The 14445-nt window shown below is 53.3% G+C and carries 15 protein-coding genes and 3 tRNA genes; 13 read left to right on the forward strand and 5 right to left on the reverse strand.

Going from position 1 to position 14445, the window contains the following annotated elements; genetic code table 11:
* The first annotated feature begins 43 nt into the window (after window positions 1-43).
* From uvrY to ABLU88_RS03770, 8 genes are all read left to right on the forward strand, one after another.
* Complete coding sequence (gene uvrY / locus ABLU88_RS03735; protein ID WP_004122102.1) at window positions 44-700, forward strand: UvrY/SirA/GacA family response regulator transcription factor; 657 nt, start codon at window positions 44-46, stop codon at window positions 698-700.
* Window positions 697-2529: an excinuclease ABC subunit UvrC gene (uvrC, locus tag ABLU88_RS03740; RefSeq protein ID WP_004852196.1), complete on the forward strand. Its 1833-nt coding sequence runs from the start codon at window positions 697-699 to the stop codon at window positions 2527-2529. Before uvrY ends, uvrC begins: the two co-directional genes overlap by 4 nt.
* 57 nt (window positions 2530-2586) lie before the next feature.
* Window positions 2587-3135, forward strand: coding sequence for a CDP-diacylglycerol--glycerol-3-phosphate 3-phosphatidyltransferase (gene pgsA / locus ABLU88_RS03745; protein WP_004122100.1), 549 nt, complete (start codon window positions 2587-2589; stop codon window positions 3133-3135).
* 151 nt (window positions 3136-3286) lie between these two features.
* Window positions 3287-3362 (forward strand) — tRNA-Gly (locus ABLU88_RS03750).
* A gap of 38 nt (window positions 3363-3400) precedes the next feature.
* A tRNA-Cys gene (locus ABLU88_RS03755) sits at window positions 3401-3474 on the forward strand.
* A gap of 13 nt (window positions 3475-3487) precedes the next feature.
* Window positions 3488-3574 (forward strand) — tRNA-Leu (locus tag ABLU88_RS03760).
* A gap of 196 nt (window positions 3575-3770) precedes the next feature.
* Window positions 3771-4658, forward strand: coding sequence for a dihydrodipicolinate synthase family protein (locus ABLU88_RS03765; protein WP_348836165.1), 888 nt, complete (start codon window positions 3771-3773; stop codon window positions 4656-4658).
* Window positions 4659-4724: 66 nt separating this feature from the next.
* On the forward strand, window positions 4725-5393 hold the full coding sequence (locus ABLU88_RS03770; protein WP_014229873.1) for a YecA family protein: 669 nt from the start codon (window positions 4725-4727) through the stop codon (window positions 5391-5393).
* 28 nt (window positions 5394-5421) lie between these two features.
* Here the strand turns inward: ABLU88_RS03770 and tyrP are convergent, their stop codons facing one another.
* Complete coding sequence (gene tyrP / locus ABLU88_RS03775) at window positions 5422-6633, reverse strand: tyrosine transporter TyrP (RefSeq protein ID WP_025106109.1); 1212 nt, start codon at window positions 6631-6633, stop codon at window positions 5422-5424.
* Between the two features lie 194 nt (window positions 6634-6827).
* Here tyrP and ABLU88_RS03780 point away from each other — a divergent pair, with 194 nt between their 5' ends.
* Entirely contained in the window at window positions 6828-7067 is a 240-nt protein-coding gene (locus ABLU88_RS03780) for a YecH family metal-binding protein (protein ID WP_004852186.1), read from the forward strand.
* A 42-nt stretch (window positions 7068-7109) separates the two neighbouring features.
* On the opposite strand, the gene ftnA is transcribed toward ABLU88_RS03780, so the two are convergent.
* Window positions 7110-7607, reverse strand: coding sequence for a non-heme ferritin (ftnA, locus tag ABLU88_RS03785; RefSeq protein WP_004852185.1), 498 nt, complete (start codon window positions 7605-7607; stop codon window positions 7110-7112).
* Between the two features lie 424 nt (window positions 7608-8031).
* Between ftnA and ABLU88_RS03790 the strand changes: the two genes are divergently transcribed.
* Window positions 8032-8670: an RpiB/LacA/LacB family sugar-phosphate isomerase gene (locus tag ABLU88_RS03790; protein WP_014229871.1), complete on the forward strand. Its 639-nt coding sequence runs from the start codon at window positions 8032-8034 to the stop codon at window positions 8668-8670.
* Between the two features lie 52 nt (window positions 8671-8722).
* Here ABLU88_RS03790 and ABLU88_RS03795 read toward each other — a convergent pair whose 3' ends face one another.
* Complete coding sequence (locus ABLU88_RS03795) at window positions 8723-10144, reverse strand: MFS transporter (protein WP_047723520.1); 1422 nt, start codon at window positions 10142-10144, stop codon at window positions 8723-8725.
* Between the two features lie 207 nt (window positions 10145-10351).
* On the opposite strand from ABLU88_RS03795, the gene azuC reads away from it, so the two are divergent.
* A complete protein-coding gene (azuC, locus tag ABLU88_RS03800) occupies window positions 10352-10435 on the forward strand; it encodes a stress response protein AzuC (protein WP_014229869.1) in 84 nt (27 codons plus the stop codon).
* Between the two features lie 79 nt (window positions 10436-10514).
* Window positions 10515-10766 (forward strand): DUF2766 family protein, encoded by a 252-nt coding sequence (locus ABLU88_RS03805; protein ID WP_004103438.1) that lies wholly within the window; start codon window positions 10515-10517, stop codon window positions 10764-10766.
* A gap of 46 nt (window positions 10767-10812) precedes the next feature.
* Here ABLU88_RS03805 and ABLU88_RS03810 read toward each other — a convergent pair whose 3' ends face one another.
* Together ABLU88_RS03810 and ABLU88_RS03815 are read right to left on the reverse strand one after the other, a co-directional pair.
* Complete coding sequence (locus ABLU88_RS03810; RefSeq protein ID WP_348836183.1) at window positions 10813-12324, reverse strand: MFS transporter; 1512 nt, start codon at window positions 12322-12324, stop codon at window positions 10813-10815.
* Between the two features lie 324 nt (window positions 12325-12648).
* On the reverse strand, window positions 12649-13152 hold the full coding sequence (locus ABLU88_RS03815; protein ID WP_348836166.1) for a non-heme ferritin-like protein: 504 nt from the start codon (window positions 13150-13152) through the stop codon (window positions 12649-12651).
* A 500-nt stretch (window positions 13153-13652) separates the two neighbouring features.
* Here ABLU88_RS03815 and ABLU88_RS03820 point away from each other — a divergent pair, with 500 nt between their 5' ends.
* Window positions 13653-14210: a DJ-1/PfpI family protein gene (locus tag ABLU88_RS03820; protein ID WP_032693589.1), complete on the forward strand. Its 558-nt coding sequence runs from the start codon at window positions 13653-13655 to the stop codon at window positions 14208-14210.
* The last annotated feature ends 235 nt before the right edge of the window (window positions 14211-14445 follow it).

The raw sequence follows: 14445 nt of genomic DNA on the forward strand, positions 1-14445 counted from the left end.
TAAGCTATCAGTAGCGTTATCCCTAATTCTGGAGAATATTCCTTTGATCAACGTCCTTCTTGTTGATGACCACGAACTGGTGCGCGCAGGGATACGACGCATTCTGGAAGATATAAAAGGGATTAAAGTTGCCGGCGAGGCCTGCTGCGGTGAGGATGCCGTGAAATGGTGCCGCGCGAATCCCGTTGATGTAGTCCTGATGGATATGAACATGCCGGGTATCGGCGGCCTTGAGGCTACGCGAAAAATTGCCCGTTCCGTTGCTGATGCCAAAGTGATAATGCTGACCGTGCATACGGAAAATCCGCTGCCGGCGAAAGTCATGCAGGCCGGGGCTGCTGGCTACCTCAGTAAAGGCGCCGCGCCGCAGGAGGTTGTGAATGCGATTCGCTGCGTGGCATCGGGTCAGCGTTATATCGCCTCTGATATCGCCCAGCAGATGGCGCTAAGCCAGATTGAACCGGAGAAGGCGGAGTCGCCGTTTGCCAGTTTGTCTGAGCGAGAATTGCAGATTATGCTAATGATTACTAAAGGTCAGAAGGTCAACGAGATCTCAGAGCAGTTGAATCTGAGTCCCAAGACGGTGAACAGCTACCGCTATCGTATGTTCAGTAAACTGAACATACACGGCGATGTGGAGCTGACGCACCTGGCAATTCGCCATGGCCTGTGCAATGCGGAGTCGTTAGCAAGTCAGTGAGTGATGTTTTTGATGCAAAAGCTTTCCTGAAAACAGTAACCAGCCAGCCGGGCGTCTATCGTATGTATGACGCTGGCGGTACTGTTATCTATGTAGGCAAAGCGAAAGACCTGAAAAAGCGGCTGAGCAGCTATTTTCGCAGCAACCTGGCTTCGCGTAAAACCGAAGCGCTGGTTGCGCTTATCGCCCAGATTGACGTTACCGTGACCCACACCGAAACGGAAGCGCTGCTGCTTGAGCATAACTACATCAAACTATACCAGCCGCGTTACAACGTGCTGCTGCGCGATGATAAATCCTATCCCTTTATTTTCCTTAGCGGCGATACGCATCCTCGCCTGGCGACGCATCGTGGGGCGAAGCATGCGAAAGGCGAATATTTTGGCCCGTTCCCCAACGGCTACGCGGTTCGCGAGACGTTAGCGCTGCTGCAAAAAATCTTCCCTATCCGCCAGTGTGAGAACAGCGTCTATCGCAACCGTTCGCGGCCTTGCCTGCAGTATCAAATTGGCCGCTGTCTGGGGCCGTGCGTTGCCGGACTGGTGAGCGAGGAAGAGTATGCCCAGCAGGTCGACTACGTGCGCCTGTTCCTGGCGGGCAAAGACGATCAGGTACTGACTCAGCTGATTGCCCGCATGGAAAAGGCCAGCCAGGCGCTGGAATTTGAAGAGGCAGCGCGGATCCGCGACCAGATTCAGGCCGTACGTCGGGTAACGGAGAAACAGTTCGTCTCCAATACCGGTGACGATCTGGATGTTATCGGCGTCTCGTTTGATGCCGGCATGGCGTGCGTCCACGTGCTGTTTATCCGCCAGGGTAAAGTCCTTGGTAGCCGCAGCTATTTCCCCAAAGTGCCGAATGGCACCGAACTCGGTGAAGTGGTGGAAACCTTTGTCGGACAGTTCTATTTGCAGGGCAGCCAGATGCGGACGCTGCCGGGCGAGATCCTGCTGGATTTTAACCTGGGCGACAAAACCCTGCTAGCGGATTCGCTCTCAGAGCTGGCCGGACGCCGGGTTAACGTACAGACCAAACCCCGCGGCGATCGCGCCCGTTACCTGAAGCTGGCGCGCACGAACGCCGCGACGGCGCTGACCACCAAGCTTTCCCAGCATTCAACGATTACGCAACGTTTGCGGGCGCTGGCGACATTACTCAAGCTTCCGGCCGTCAATCGGATGGAATGCTTTGACATCAGCCATACGATGGGCGAACAGACGGTGGCGTCGTGCGTGGTTTTTGATAGCAACGGACCGCTGCGCGCAGAGTATCGCCGTTACAATATTACCGGTATCACGCCGGGAGATGATTACGCGGCGATGAATCAGGTCCTGCGTCGTCGCTACGGTAAGGCAATAGAAGAGAGTAAAATTCCCGATGTTATCCTGATCGACGGCGGTAAAGGTCAGCTTGGGCAGGCGAAGACGGTTTTTGCCGAGCTGGACGTGCCGTGGGATAAAAGTCACCCTCTGTTATTGGGCGTGGCAAAAGGCAGCGATCGTAAAGCGGGCCTGGAGACGCTATTCTTTGAACCGGAAGGCGAGGGCTTTAGTCTGCCGCCGGACTCCCCCGCGCTGCATGTGATTCAGCATATTCGCGACGAGTCGCACGATCACGCCATTACCGGCCACCGTAAGAAACGGGCAAAAGTAAAAAGCACCAGCACGCTGGAAACCATTGAGGGGGTCGGACCCAAACGCCGACAGATGCTGCTGAAATATATGGGCGGTCTGCAGGGGTTGCAGAAAGCCAGCGTCGAAGAAATTGCGCAAGTACCGGGTATATCTCACGGTCTGGCAGAAAAGATCTTCTACTCGTTGAAACATTAGGGGCTCTGTAGCAACATAGGGCTAATTTTTACTTACAACAGATAGTTACCCGTTACTATGCAATTTAATATCCCTACGTTGCTTACTCTGTTTCGCGTCATTCTTATCCCGTTCTTTGTACTGGCGTTTTATCTGCCGTTTACCTGGGCCCCTTTTGCCTGTGCGCTAATTTTCTTTGTCGCAGCGGTGACCGACTGGTTTGATGGTTATCTGGCGCGTCGCTGGAATCAGAGCACGCGTTTCGGCGCTTTCCTCGATCCGGTCGCGGATAAAGTCATGGTGGCTATTGCGATGGTACTGGTTGCCGAGCATTACCATACCTGGTGGGTGACGTTACCGGCCGCCACCATGATCGCGCGTGAAATTATTATCTCCGCGCTGCGCGAGTGGATGGCCGAACTGGGCAAGCGCAGCAGCGTGGCGGTGTCATGGATAGGCAAAGTCAAAACCACGGCGCAAATGGCCGCGCTGGTGTGGATGCTGTGGCGCCCAAATATCTGGGTTGAATGGGCGGGGATTGGTCTGTTCCTCGTGGCGGCGGTGCTGACGCTGTGGTCCATGCTGCAGTATTTGAACGCGGCGCGCGGCGATTTGCTTGATCAGTGATCGTTTCGGCGCAATTTTCAGCAAACAACACAAGGTTTTAAAAAATATCGTTGACTCATTGCGCCAGGTAAGTAGAATGCAACGCATCGAACGGCAGCACTGTCTGACAGACGATAACAAAATCAAGTAATTAGCAAATTAGCTTGATGATGCGGGAATAGCTCAGTTGGTAGAGCACGACCTTGCCAAGGTCGGGGTCGCGAGTTCGAGTCTCGTTTCCCGCTCCAGTTTACAACATCGGCATCAGCGGGTGTTCAAACATTAAGGCGCGTTAGCAAAGCGGTTATGTAGCGGATTGCAAATCCGTCTAGTCCGGTTCGACTCCGGAACGCGCCTCCAATTTCTATCCCGAGCCCGGATGGTGGAATCGGTAGACACAAGGGATTTAAAATCCCTCGGCGTTCGCGCTGTGCGGGTTCAAGTCCCGCTCCGGGTACCATTGGGATAAAGCAGAATAATCAAAGCAATAAGCAGTGTCGTGAAACCACCTACGGGTGGTTTTTTTGTTTTTGTATTTCCATAACCTCGCTTTTGAACCTCAGCCCCACCTCATTCATTTTTGTCATAGGACAAAACCCGCATCTGTTGTTATTCTGCGTCGGCAATCTATCATTATCTCAATAAGTGGGGATGAAATGTTTACTGGCCTCTGCGCTTTTCCTCTGACTCCGTTACATCAGCATGGCGTTGATGAAACCGCTTTTGCCCGGATTGTCACTCGCCTCGCCGAATCTGCCGTCGATGCTCTCGGCGTGCTCGGTTCCACGGGAAGCTATGCCTGGCTCAGCCGCGAGCAGAGAATGCAGGTTATCCGACAGGCCAAATCGCATGCCGGAGCGGTGCCGCTTATGGCAGGGATCGGGGCGCTGGGGACCGATCGGGTCCTTCGTCTGGCAGAGGATGCGCAGCGGGCTGGGGCCAGCGCGCTGCTCCTGCCGGCAATCGCCTATCAGCCCCTGACGGAAGAGGAGATTTTGGCTTTTTACCAGACCGTCACCCGCGAAGTCTCCGTGCCCGTCTGCGTTTACGATAACCCCGTGACCACGCATGTGACGACCTCGGATGCGCTTAAAGGCGCGATCGCTGCGCTGCCGGGTATCGCCTCAATTAAAATACCGGGTCCCGCTAAAAATGACGTCACACGGCGCGTTCAGAGCCTGCGGCGGCAGCTACCGGCTGAGGTGACGATCGGGATTAGCGGAGACGCCTGCGCGGCCGATGGCCTGAACGCCGGCTGCGAAGTCTGGTATTCGGTGTGCGGCGGCCTGTTCCCGCACGTCGCCAAAGAGCTGACGGCGGCCGCGACGCGCGGGGAGGCTCAGCGGGCGGAGGCAATAAGCGCCAGGCTGGAGCCGCTGTGGACGCTCTACAGAAAGTATGGCGGAAGCCTGCGGGTCACTGCCGCAGCGGTGACGATCCTCGGTCTGTGCGGTGAGGATTGTTTGCCGCGTCCCCTGCTACCGCTTTCGCCGGATGCCTTTCGTGAGATTGCTGAGACGCTGCGCAGCCTGAACCTTGAGTAGCCGGGTGGTTTTTTCTCGCTATTTCCGCTACTGTAAGCGCCATTTTTTACGACGATGAGCCTGTTTATGAAAACTGGACCCCTGAACGAAAGCGAAGTTGAATGGCTGGACGATATCCTGTCGAAATACGCGGTAGAAGGCACCATCATGGACGTTGCCGAGCTTGATGGGCTGCTGACGGCCATTCTCTCCGGGCCGACGGAGATTGAACCCGCGCAGTGGCTGCTTGCTATCTGGGGCGGAGCGGATAACGTGCCGCGCTGGGCCAACGATCGCGAGCGGGATCGTTTTGTGAACCTGACGCTGCAGCAAATGAGCGATATCGCCGAGCGCTTGAGCGATTATCCCGAACAGTTCGAACCGATGTTCGGCAGCCGCGAAGAGGAAGGGCAGGAACTCACGATTGTTGAAGAGTGGTGCTTCGGCTATATGCGCGGGGTGGGGCTGAGCGACTGGTCCGCGTTGCCGGCTGAGCTGCAGGCGGAGCTGGACGTGATTGCCCTGCACGGTACCGAGGAGCGATTTGAGGCGCTTGATGAATTATCCGCGGAAGAGTTTGTCGCCAGCGTTGAGCGAATTCGTCCTGCCGCCCTGGCGCTTTATAACTACTGGACTGAGCACGCGCAGCCGGCGGAAGTTCAGCAGCCCATCCGGAATGAGGCGAAGGTGGGGCGCAACGATCCTTGCCCGTGCGGCAGCGGTAAGAAATATAAGCAGTGCTGTTTAGCCAAATAAAAGAAGGGGCCAATATGGCCCCTTCTTTTTACCCTACCGCGGGCAGCAAGCCTGCGACAATCGCAAACTGGATCGCGACGATGCCGATCCCGCAGAGCAGGACGAGCCACAGCGCCGCTGAGCCTCCCGCGACCCGCCATGCTGCATCAGGATGCTGTTTGCGGCTCTTCATGACCAGCAGCGCAGGCAGCATGAGCGCCAGCACGGCCAGCGCGACGCCCGCATAGCCTAACGCCATCACGAAGCCACGCGGATAAAATAGCGCGAACGCCAGCGGGGGCAAAAAGGTAATCAGGCCGCTCTGTATCCGTCCACCGGCGCTGTTCTGGCGTTGAAACAGATCGGCCAGATAGTCGAATAACCCAAGCGCCACGCCGAGAAATGACGTCGCCAGCGCCAGATCGGCAAACAGATGCACCGCCAGCTCAACGTGCGGTGAGGCGACCACTTCGCGGATAGCTTCCAGCAGCCCGTTAAGCCCGGCATTTTTTGCCAGCAGCGCGGTAAAGACGGGAGAGTCAATGCTGCCGAGCGTCGCCAGCTGCCAGAAAATATAGGCGACCAGGGGAATAAAGCTCCCGATGACAAATACCCGACGCAGCTTGCGAATATCCCCGCCCAGATAGCTCACAATACTGGGTATGCTGCCGTGAAAACCAAACGAAGTAAAAATCACCGGAATCGCTGACAGAGCCAGTCCCTGCTGTAGCGGCAGCGTCAGTAAATTTACCTGGTGAATATGCGGCAGCAGCAGAGCCAGCATAATGGCGAGAAAGATAATTTTTGCGCTGAACAGAAAGCGGTTAAAAAGATCGACCAGCGAGGTTCCGATACACACTACCGTCCCGCCGATCCCGGTAAAAATCAGGACGCCTGCCGCAGGAGGCAGTCGCCAGTCCAGCCACTGGTTGAGGCTGGAGGCCAGCAGCTCGCCGGCGCCGCTAATATAGGCGGCGGTGAGAGCGTACAGCAGAAACAGCATGCAAAACCCGGTAGCCCACTGCCCGTAGCGGCCGAGATAGCGCGCGGCCAGCGACCCCAGTCCCATATCAGCCGGCACGTGCTGATACACTTCCAGCAGCAATAAGGCGGTATAACACATCAGCGCCCACAGCGTTATCAGCAAACCAAACGTTACGCCGAAACCCACGCCCGCCGAGGCCAGCGGCATCGCTAACATCCCTGCGCCGATTGTAGTGCCGGCAACGATTAAAATACTACCCAGAGTGCGGTTTTTCACGCTTTTCTCTATCCATCACGGAATACACAATTAATTATGCCGCGCAGAGTATGTGAAATCAGTGAGTTCGTCAAATGAGGGTTACAGGGGGTGTAATGATAACTTTACGATGCCAGAGGTTTGCGCGAAAGCTGCGCTGGCGCAAGAATCCGCCGCCCTGGCTGGTTTATTCTTCGGCCTTTACGGGAGGGGTTATGCCATCGATTCATGGTCACGAAGTGCTGCAAATGATGATTTCATCAGGCGAGTCTTACACTGTTGCTACGCTGGAAGCGGCGATTATCGACCGTTTTGGGAAAGAGGTTCGATTCCATACCTGCTCGGCGGAAAATCTGAGCGCGGCGGAGCTGGTGGCGTTTTTGCAGAAAAAAGGCAAATTTATTGCCGCTGAGGAAGGATTTAATACGCACGAAAGTAAAATTTGCCGCCATTAATACTCATACGGCAGCGAACGCCGGGCGTCGCTGCCGTAATTATTAATTTTGTGTGTCGAGCGTTGCCAGCTCTTTATCAATAAAGTACAGGCCTTCACCGCTTTTACCGGCAAGGGTCAATTTATCAATAACGGATTTAAACAGTTTCTCTTCTTCGTGCTGCTCAGCAACGTACCACTGCAGGAAATTAAATGTTGGATAATCCTGGCTGGTCATTGCCGCATGGGCCAGTTCGTTAATTTTCTGCGTAATCAGCTGTTCATGTTCGTAGGTGACGCGAAATAGCTCATCCAGGGACGCATATTCGGCGAAAGGTGAGGCGATAGCCGTGATGCAGGGCAGGCTGCCGGTATCGGTCAGATAGTCGAACAGGCGCTGCATATGGGTCATTTCCTCCTGCGCGTGGCGACGCAAAAACGCGGCGGCGCCTTCAAAACTGTGGTAGCTGCACCAGGCGCTCATTTGCTGATAAAGCAGAGAGGAATAAAGTTCGAGATTCATCTGCGCATTCAGCTTGTCGATCATTTCAGTTTTTAGCATCAGGCTGCTCCGGGAAAATAGAATTAAGGATTATTGTGCGCTCACTATAATTTGTTATTAATTTATTTGCAAAAAGTAAATTAATAAAATCATTTATTAATAATGCAAATGGGAATAACACGCATTGGCGATTTAAAAATAATGAGAATGGTTTTAATTTAATATTCTATGCGAAAAATCGTTGCGCCTAATTTAGCGGTGAAAATAGACCCGCCCGGCGGCCGCGGCGGGATTAGCCTGACGCGGGTAAGAGTGGGGAGGAGGCCATACCAGCCGGGGGCGGAAGTCAAAAGTGTGAGGCGAGATGCAATTTATAAAACAACTTTTCATAAAATTTGAAAGTATGTTCGTAAGGTAGTATTGTTCATAGCAACGCTAACGAACTATCGCGGGAGTGCCCGCAGAGCATTCAGGAGAGTAAAGCATGAAAATCGCACTGATGATGGAAAACAGCCAGGCGAACAAAAACGCCATCATCCTCAATGAGTTAAACGCCGTTGCTGAAGAAAAAGGCTTCCCGGTTTACAACGTCGGTATGAGCGATGAAAACGATCATCACCTGACCTATATTCATCTGGGGATCATGGCCAGTATCCTGCTGAATTCGAAAGCGGTGGACTTTGTGGTGACCGGCTGCGGTACCGGGCAGGGCGCGCTGATGTCGCTGAATATTCACCCTGGCGTGGTATGCGGCTACTGTATCGACCCTGCTGATGCCTTCCTGTTTGCGCAGATCAACAACGGTAACGCGCTTTCTCTGCCGTTTGCAAAGGGTTTTGGCTGGGGCGCAGAGCTGAACGTACGCTTTATCTTTGAAAAAGCTTTTACCGGCCGCAACGGCGAAGGTTATCCGCCGGAGCGTAAAGAGCCTCAGGTGCGTAACGCCGGGATCCTGAACGCGGTTAAAGCGGCGGTGGTTAAGGAAAACTATCTGGATACGCTGCGCGCGATCGATCCGGAGCTGGTGAAAACCGCCGTTTCTGGCCCTCGTTTCCAGCAGTGCTTCTTTGAGAACTGCCAGGATAAAGAGATCGAAGCGTTTGTGCGCCAGATCGTCGGTTAATATCCCGTCATGATGAGATGCTAAAGGCCAGCGCTGCTGGCCTTTTCTTTGGCTACTTCTTTTTGTTCGATACGCTGCTACCCGCCTCTTTGGCCAGATGCAGGCTATCAATCATGCCGACCAGGCAAATCACCGCGATAAAAATAAACGACAGGCGGAAGCTGATGCCCGGCAGGTGAGAAAGCGTAAACCATTCGCTGAACGTTTCCCCAAGACGAATGCCTATCGCGCCGAGCGTGATGCCCAGCCCCACGGCCAGCTGTGACGCGGTGCTGAACAGGGTATTGGCGTAGCTCATTTGCGCGGAAGGCACATCGGCAAACGCGAGCGTGCTGATGCCGGTAAACTGGATAGAGCGGAAGACCCCGCCAAGATAGAGAATCACAAAGATCAGCCAAACCGGCGTTTGCGGCGTTAAAAAAGCGCAGGCCAGCAGCGACAAAACGTTTAATGCGCCGTTAATCAGCAGCAGGCGGCGAAAGCCCAGCCAGCGGATCAGCGGCGTTGTGAGGGGCTTGATGGTTAAGTTGCCGACGAACACGGCCAGCACCAGCAGCCCCGAGTGGAAGGGGTCCATACCAAATCCGACCTGGAAAAGCAGCGGCAGCAGAAACGGCACGGCGCTAATGGAGGCGCGGAACAGGGAACCGCCGTACATGGTGACCCGGAAGGTGGGGATCTTGAGCGCATCAAGGCGCACCATCGGCCACCTGGTGCGGCGGAAGTGCCGCAGCGCGAAGAGCATGCAGCCCAGGCCCAACGCCAGTAGCGCCAGCGTCTGCCAGCCCAGAGGCTGGCGATCGCCGAGCAGCTCCATGGCGGCGACCAGGCTAACCATCGCCACCGAGGTGGCAACAAAGCCGGAAAGGTCGAAGGGGCGCTGCTCATCTTCGCGAATATTCGGAATGATACGCAGCGACAGGGCGATAGCGATAAGCCCGAGCGGCACGTTAATAAAGAAGATCCAGTGCCAGCTGGCGTAGCGGGTGATAAATCCGCCCAGCGGTGGGCCAATAATGGGCGCGACCAGCGCCGGCCAGGTCAGGGTGGCAATCGCCTTAATCAACTGGTGCTTCGGTGTGGTACGTAGTACCGCCAGCCGGCCAACGGGCACCATCAGCGCGCCGCCTATCCCCTGCAGAATACGCATCGCGACGAACACATCGACGTTGGTCGACAGCCCGCAAAAAACCGACGCCAGGGTAAAAATCGCCAGCGCGAGAGTAAAGATTTTCCGCGCGCCAAAACGATCGGCGATCCAGCCGCTGGCCGGTATCAGAACCGCAAGGGTAATAAGATAAGCGCTAATCCCGATATTGAGGTCGACCGCCGTCACGCCAAAATCTTTCGCCATGTCGGGCAGGGCGGTGGCTATCACCGTGCCGTCGAGAAACTCCATAAAAAAGGCGCCAGCCACCAGTAGCGCAGGTGCTGAAAAAGAACGGTCGTCCCTGGAGGAGGTGTGTGTACTCATTATTGTGTCGCTGCCATAGCAAAGAGAGCGCAGATTGGTCCGGAGCGTTCGGCTATTCACTATCCGGTTCTGCCCATTTTGTTTAAAAATTAAATTATTTTGGTAAAAAATAGGTGATTTAGCGCACGTTTATATTGATTTTTGTGATGTAAGTCATATTATAACCATCAGGGCATTAACACCTGCATAACAAAAATGGAGTCAACCATGAAACTGCGCAAAATCCTGAAGAGCATGTTCGAAAACTACTGCAAAACCTTCAAAGACGTACCGCCTGGCGCTATGTTCTGATAAAAAAACCTGCTGCGGCAGGTTTTTTTATATCCCGGGATTTAGGGTACTATTACGCTCCTGAAAAAAGGAGTGAAAAATGTCTCAACATCTTACCGAGCACGACGAGCTGGTCTCTGACGTGGTTGCCTGCCAGTTAGTTATCAAACAGATCCTCGACGTCATTGATATCATCGCCCCCGTTGAGGTGCGCGAAAAAATGACCACCCAGCTGAAAGCCATCGATTTTGCCAGCCACCCGGCATCGGCTGACCCGGTGACCCTGCGGGCGGTACAAAAGGCCATCGCGCTGATTGAACTGAAATTTACCCCGCAGGAAGAAGCGCACTAGCGGCGTCAGCCCCGCCATCATTGTGATAGCGGGGCGTTATCACCTGTTAGTGGGAGACGGCGGTTTGAACGGCGCCTTCCTGCGTATCTTTAAACAGCCTGCTGTTGCCCCAGCACTCTTCGTAACGGTGGCCGACTAAATCTTCAACGACAAGGCGAACGTCCGGTGCGATATCGGCGATCTTACCGCCTGCTTTAATACGCGCGACTTCCTGCAGCACTACCAGATGCGCCTTGCGATCGAGTTTCATCTGCTTACTGAACACAATGGCTGCCAGTGCCAGCAGAATCACGCCCGCACAAAACACCACCGCAATCGCGGTGACCGCGCTCTCTGGCTGCGTATGCGCTTTCGACTGAAAGCCGTAGAAGCTGAGGATCGCCCCCATGGAAAAGACGATAATCGAGCGCAAAATTTTACCGGAGAAGGTCATGGCTCCCGCATAGATCCCCTCGCGGCGACGGCCGGTATAGATTTCATCGACATCCGCCAAAAAGGTGTAAACGGTCCAGGGAATGTAGTAGACGCCGCCGGTGCCCAGGCCGAAGAGTACGGTAATGCCAAACATCAGGATGGTGGCCAGGCTTGAAGGCAGGTGGAAGAACCATAGCGAGGTGTAGAGCAGCACGGCAAAGATAACCACGCCCAGCGCCAGAATATACGGCTTACTGAAGCCTTTCTTCACGCACAGGCCAATAAACAGGGCCGTTGATACCAGCTGGAGGATGGAGTTCAGACTGTTAAGCCCGGCCACCATCGCCGGATCGTGCTGCAGCACGAATATAACAAAGTAGGTGAAGATCGAGGCAAAAAGCCACTCGGCGCCGAAGCCGCAGAGATACATACCCAGGTGTTTGCGGAATACGCGCAGGTAAAACGTTGAGCGCATATCTTTCGCCAGCATGAGCAGAGTATTGAACAGTCCCTTTTTCTCTCCCTTGCTTATCTCCTCTTCGCGGGGACGCTCCCAGCTGCAGTACCACAGGCAGGAGATGGCCGCGATAAGAATGACGCCGTAGGTCAGCCCGGTGAGAAAAAACGGGGTGGCGGATTCTTTACCATAAAGCAGGATGAACTGCCCGGGGATAAATGCCGCGAGAAAGTTGGCCAGTTTGCCGAAAATCGCTTTATAACCGGTAAGCTTCGAACGCAGTGAGAAATCGTCGGTCATTTCGGTCGCCAATGTTTCATAGGGGACCATAATCGAGGTATAAATGATTTCAAAGACGACGTAGGTGCACAGGTAGTACCAAAAGCCGAGGCCTTCTACCCACAGCAGCGGGTAGAACATCATCAGCGGAATGCCAATCAACAAAAAGAAACGGCGACGACCAAAGCGTTTACCCAGCCGCGTTTTACCAAAGTTATCGGTGAGATAGCCCATCAGCGGGTTACTAATTGCGTCGATAATGCTGGCGACGGAAAAAATAAAGGAGGCTTCGATCAGCGTCAGCCCACAGAAGGTTGTATAAAAATAGAGCAGCCATGCGCCGCTGATCGCCAGTGCGCCGCTTCCCAGTAAATTCCCGCCGCCGTAGGCTAACTGATGGCGTAACAAAATCGGTCTTCCCTGCAGCCCCTGTGGGGCTGAAGCCGTATATCTTGCCATTAAAGTAAACTCCGTATTTTAAATTTTTGAAACAGTGTTTTTATATTCTCAACCCGTAGTTTTAAACGTGATCCAGATCACCAATACCCTGCTAATTCCTCCGGCGGAGCAGGAATGAGATCTGGTTAAAAGTTTTTAATGCTTTTCTGGAATAAAAACGGCGCCGAAGCGCCGAAAAAGAAGGGGGACAGGGAACCTGCGATTAAAGAGAGCGCTGGCCCGAACAGGCGAGTTCTGATGATTTATCGCCGGCAAGCATCCGCCGGCATGGCGTTATACGCGCTGTTGACTGACCAGATCCAGCAGGTGGCTATCGGTTTGTTGTACGCTGGTTCCGGCATTTTTCGCATGACGGATTTCTTCAAGAATGGTCTCCAGCAGCATGCCATCCTGATCCTGCTCTTCAGCAAGCAGCGTCAGAAAACGCAGGGTTGATTCATCGCTTTGCGCCTTCGCCTCTTCCGCCAGGCTGGAAAGTATCGTGCTGCGCTGCTGATAATCTTCGACGGTTTTGCTAAAGAGATCTTCCAGGGACGAACATTCAGTGCCGTAGGTTCCTTCCGCTTTCACAACGGGCCAGGCGCCTGATTTTTTCATAAAATCAAAGACCTGCATCATCTGCGTGATACTGGCTTGCGCTCGGTTACGGAGAAAAGTGGCGGTACCGTTCAACCGTTGCTGAGTACACCATTCGCTCAAATGCAGATACAAATTTGAGGTATAGAACTCAAGATTCATCTGGTTATTCAGCTTTTGAACCATTCCTGGTACGACCATACAAATATCCTTATTCACTTTGGAGGGGGCGGGCGCCATATCTTGACGCATCTACATCAGGGTCGCCTTAGAAATTACGGTGCACAGAGAGAGTCCTGAGTAATAGTATTCAGGATTTCTGCACAGCCGTTTGAATTAAATTTCTTATCTCAACAAATATAGAATAGCGCCATATTTGAATTAAGAAAACTCTCAATGAGTGATATTTACATTTCGTTACAACATCCGTATTTATCTTGAAAAGAGGGGGGGGTGTAAGAATAAAGTCTGATTTTTACCGATCGAAAATAATCTTATTTTACTGATTTTAAATGTTTTTATTTCCGCGCCTCATTAATTGATAGTAGTTCTAATGATTTTGATGAAATTGTGTTTTAAAAATAATGATTAATAATTCTATTTTATGTTAGTCTGCGAGTGAGAAAATGATGAGGTTAATTTAAAAAGATGCTGCTTTTGTAAACACATTATTGCTAACAGGCTATCTGAAGGAGTCGGAAATGAAAAAAGTTGCGGTGCTGCTGGCACCGGGTTTTGAGGAAGGTGAAGCGATTGTGGTGATTGACATTCTTCGTCGCTTACACCTCGATGTCGAACTGCTCTCCTGCGCTGATTCGCGCGCGGTGGTGAGCTATCACGATATCCCCATGGTGGCGGACAGCACGCTAACAGAGCGCGCCGGGATACTGTACGACGCGGTGGTTCTGCCCGGCGGCCCGCAGGGAAGCGTCAATCTTGCCGCCAGCCGGGACGTCGTGGCGTTTATTTCGGCCCACGATACCGCGGGAAAGCTGATCTGTCCGATCTGTTCGGCGGCGGCGAGAGTGCTCGGCGGCAACGGGCTGCTCAAGGGGCGACGCTACGTCTGTTCGGGAGAGTTATGGCAGCACGTCACGGACGGAGAGTACGTGGACCAGGCGGTAGTGGAGGACGGTAATTTGATTAGCGGTAAAGGCCTGGGACACGTTTTTGACTTTTCATTTACCGTAGCCGCCCGTTTATTGGGGGATGAGGCGCCCGTTCGCAATCATGCGGAGCACATTTATTGTCGCTGGTAATCCCTACAGGGATAACTCTGCTGATGATATAGAGAATATTGCTACGGCCTGCGCTAATTGTCTGACAATTAGCGCTTTTTTTATGTCATTTTTCGCTGTTTATATGCACGCAATTACTGTAATTCCGCGATGTGATTGGGCTCTCGTATGGAGAAATAATTTCCGGTTAATACTATTTAAACAACGGCACTCAGCGTTGAGATTTTTCTAATGCCTTGTTTTTCGTCCGATTAAA

The sequence above is a fragment of the Klebsiella sp. GW_Kp182 genome (genome assembly GCF_040062275.1).
Classification (GTDB): domain Bacteria; phylum Pseudomonadota; class Gammaproteobacteria; order Enterobacterales; family Enterobacteriaceae; genus Klebsiella; species Klebsiella michiganensis.

Coding starts and splice junctions, on each gene's coding strand:
- ABLU88_RS03765 (WP_348836165.1), top strand. CDS start 3,771: ATGTTTACTGGCCTCTGCGCTTTTCCTCTGACTCCGTTACATCAGCAT.
- ABLU88_RS03780 (WP_004852186.1), top strand. CDS start 6,828: ATGCCATCGATTCATGGTCACGAAGTGCTGCAAATGATGATTTCATCA.
- ABLU88_RS03795 (WP_047723520.1), bottom strand. CDS start 10,144: ATGAGTACACACACCTCCTCCAGGGACGACCGTTCTTTTTCAGCACCT.
- azuC (WP_014229869.1), top strand. CDS start 10,352: ATGAAACTGCGCAAAATCCTGAAGAGCATGTTCGAAAACTACTGCAAA.
- ABLU88_RS03815 (WP_348836166.1), bottom strand. CDS start 13,152: ATGGTCGTACCAGGAATGGTTCAAAAGCTGAATAACCAGATGAATCTT.
- ABLU88_RS03805 (WP_004103438.1), top strand. CDS start 10,515: ATGTCTCAACATCTTACCGAGCACGACGAGCTGGTCTCTGACGTGGTT.
- ABLU88_RS03770 (WP_014229873.1), top strand. CDS start 4,725: ATGAAAACTGGACCCCTGAACGAAAGCGAAGTTGAATGGCTGGACGAT.
- pgsA (WP_004122100.1), top strand. CDS start 2,587: ATGCAATTTAATATCCCTACGTTGCTTACTCTGTTTCGCGTCATTCTT.
- ABLU88_RS03790 (WP_014229871.1), top strand. CDS start 8,032: ATGAAAATCGCACTGATGATGGAAAACAGCCAGGCGAACAAAAACGCC.
- ABLU88_RS03820 (WP_032693589.1), top strand. CDS start 13,653: ATGAAAAAAGTTGCGGTGCTGCTGGCACCGGGTTTTGAGGAAGGTGAA.
- ftnA (WP_004852185.1), bottom strand. CDS start 7,607: ATGCTAAAAACTGAAATGATCGACAAGCTGAATGCGCAGATGAATCTC.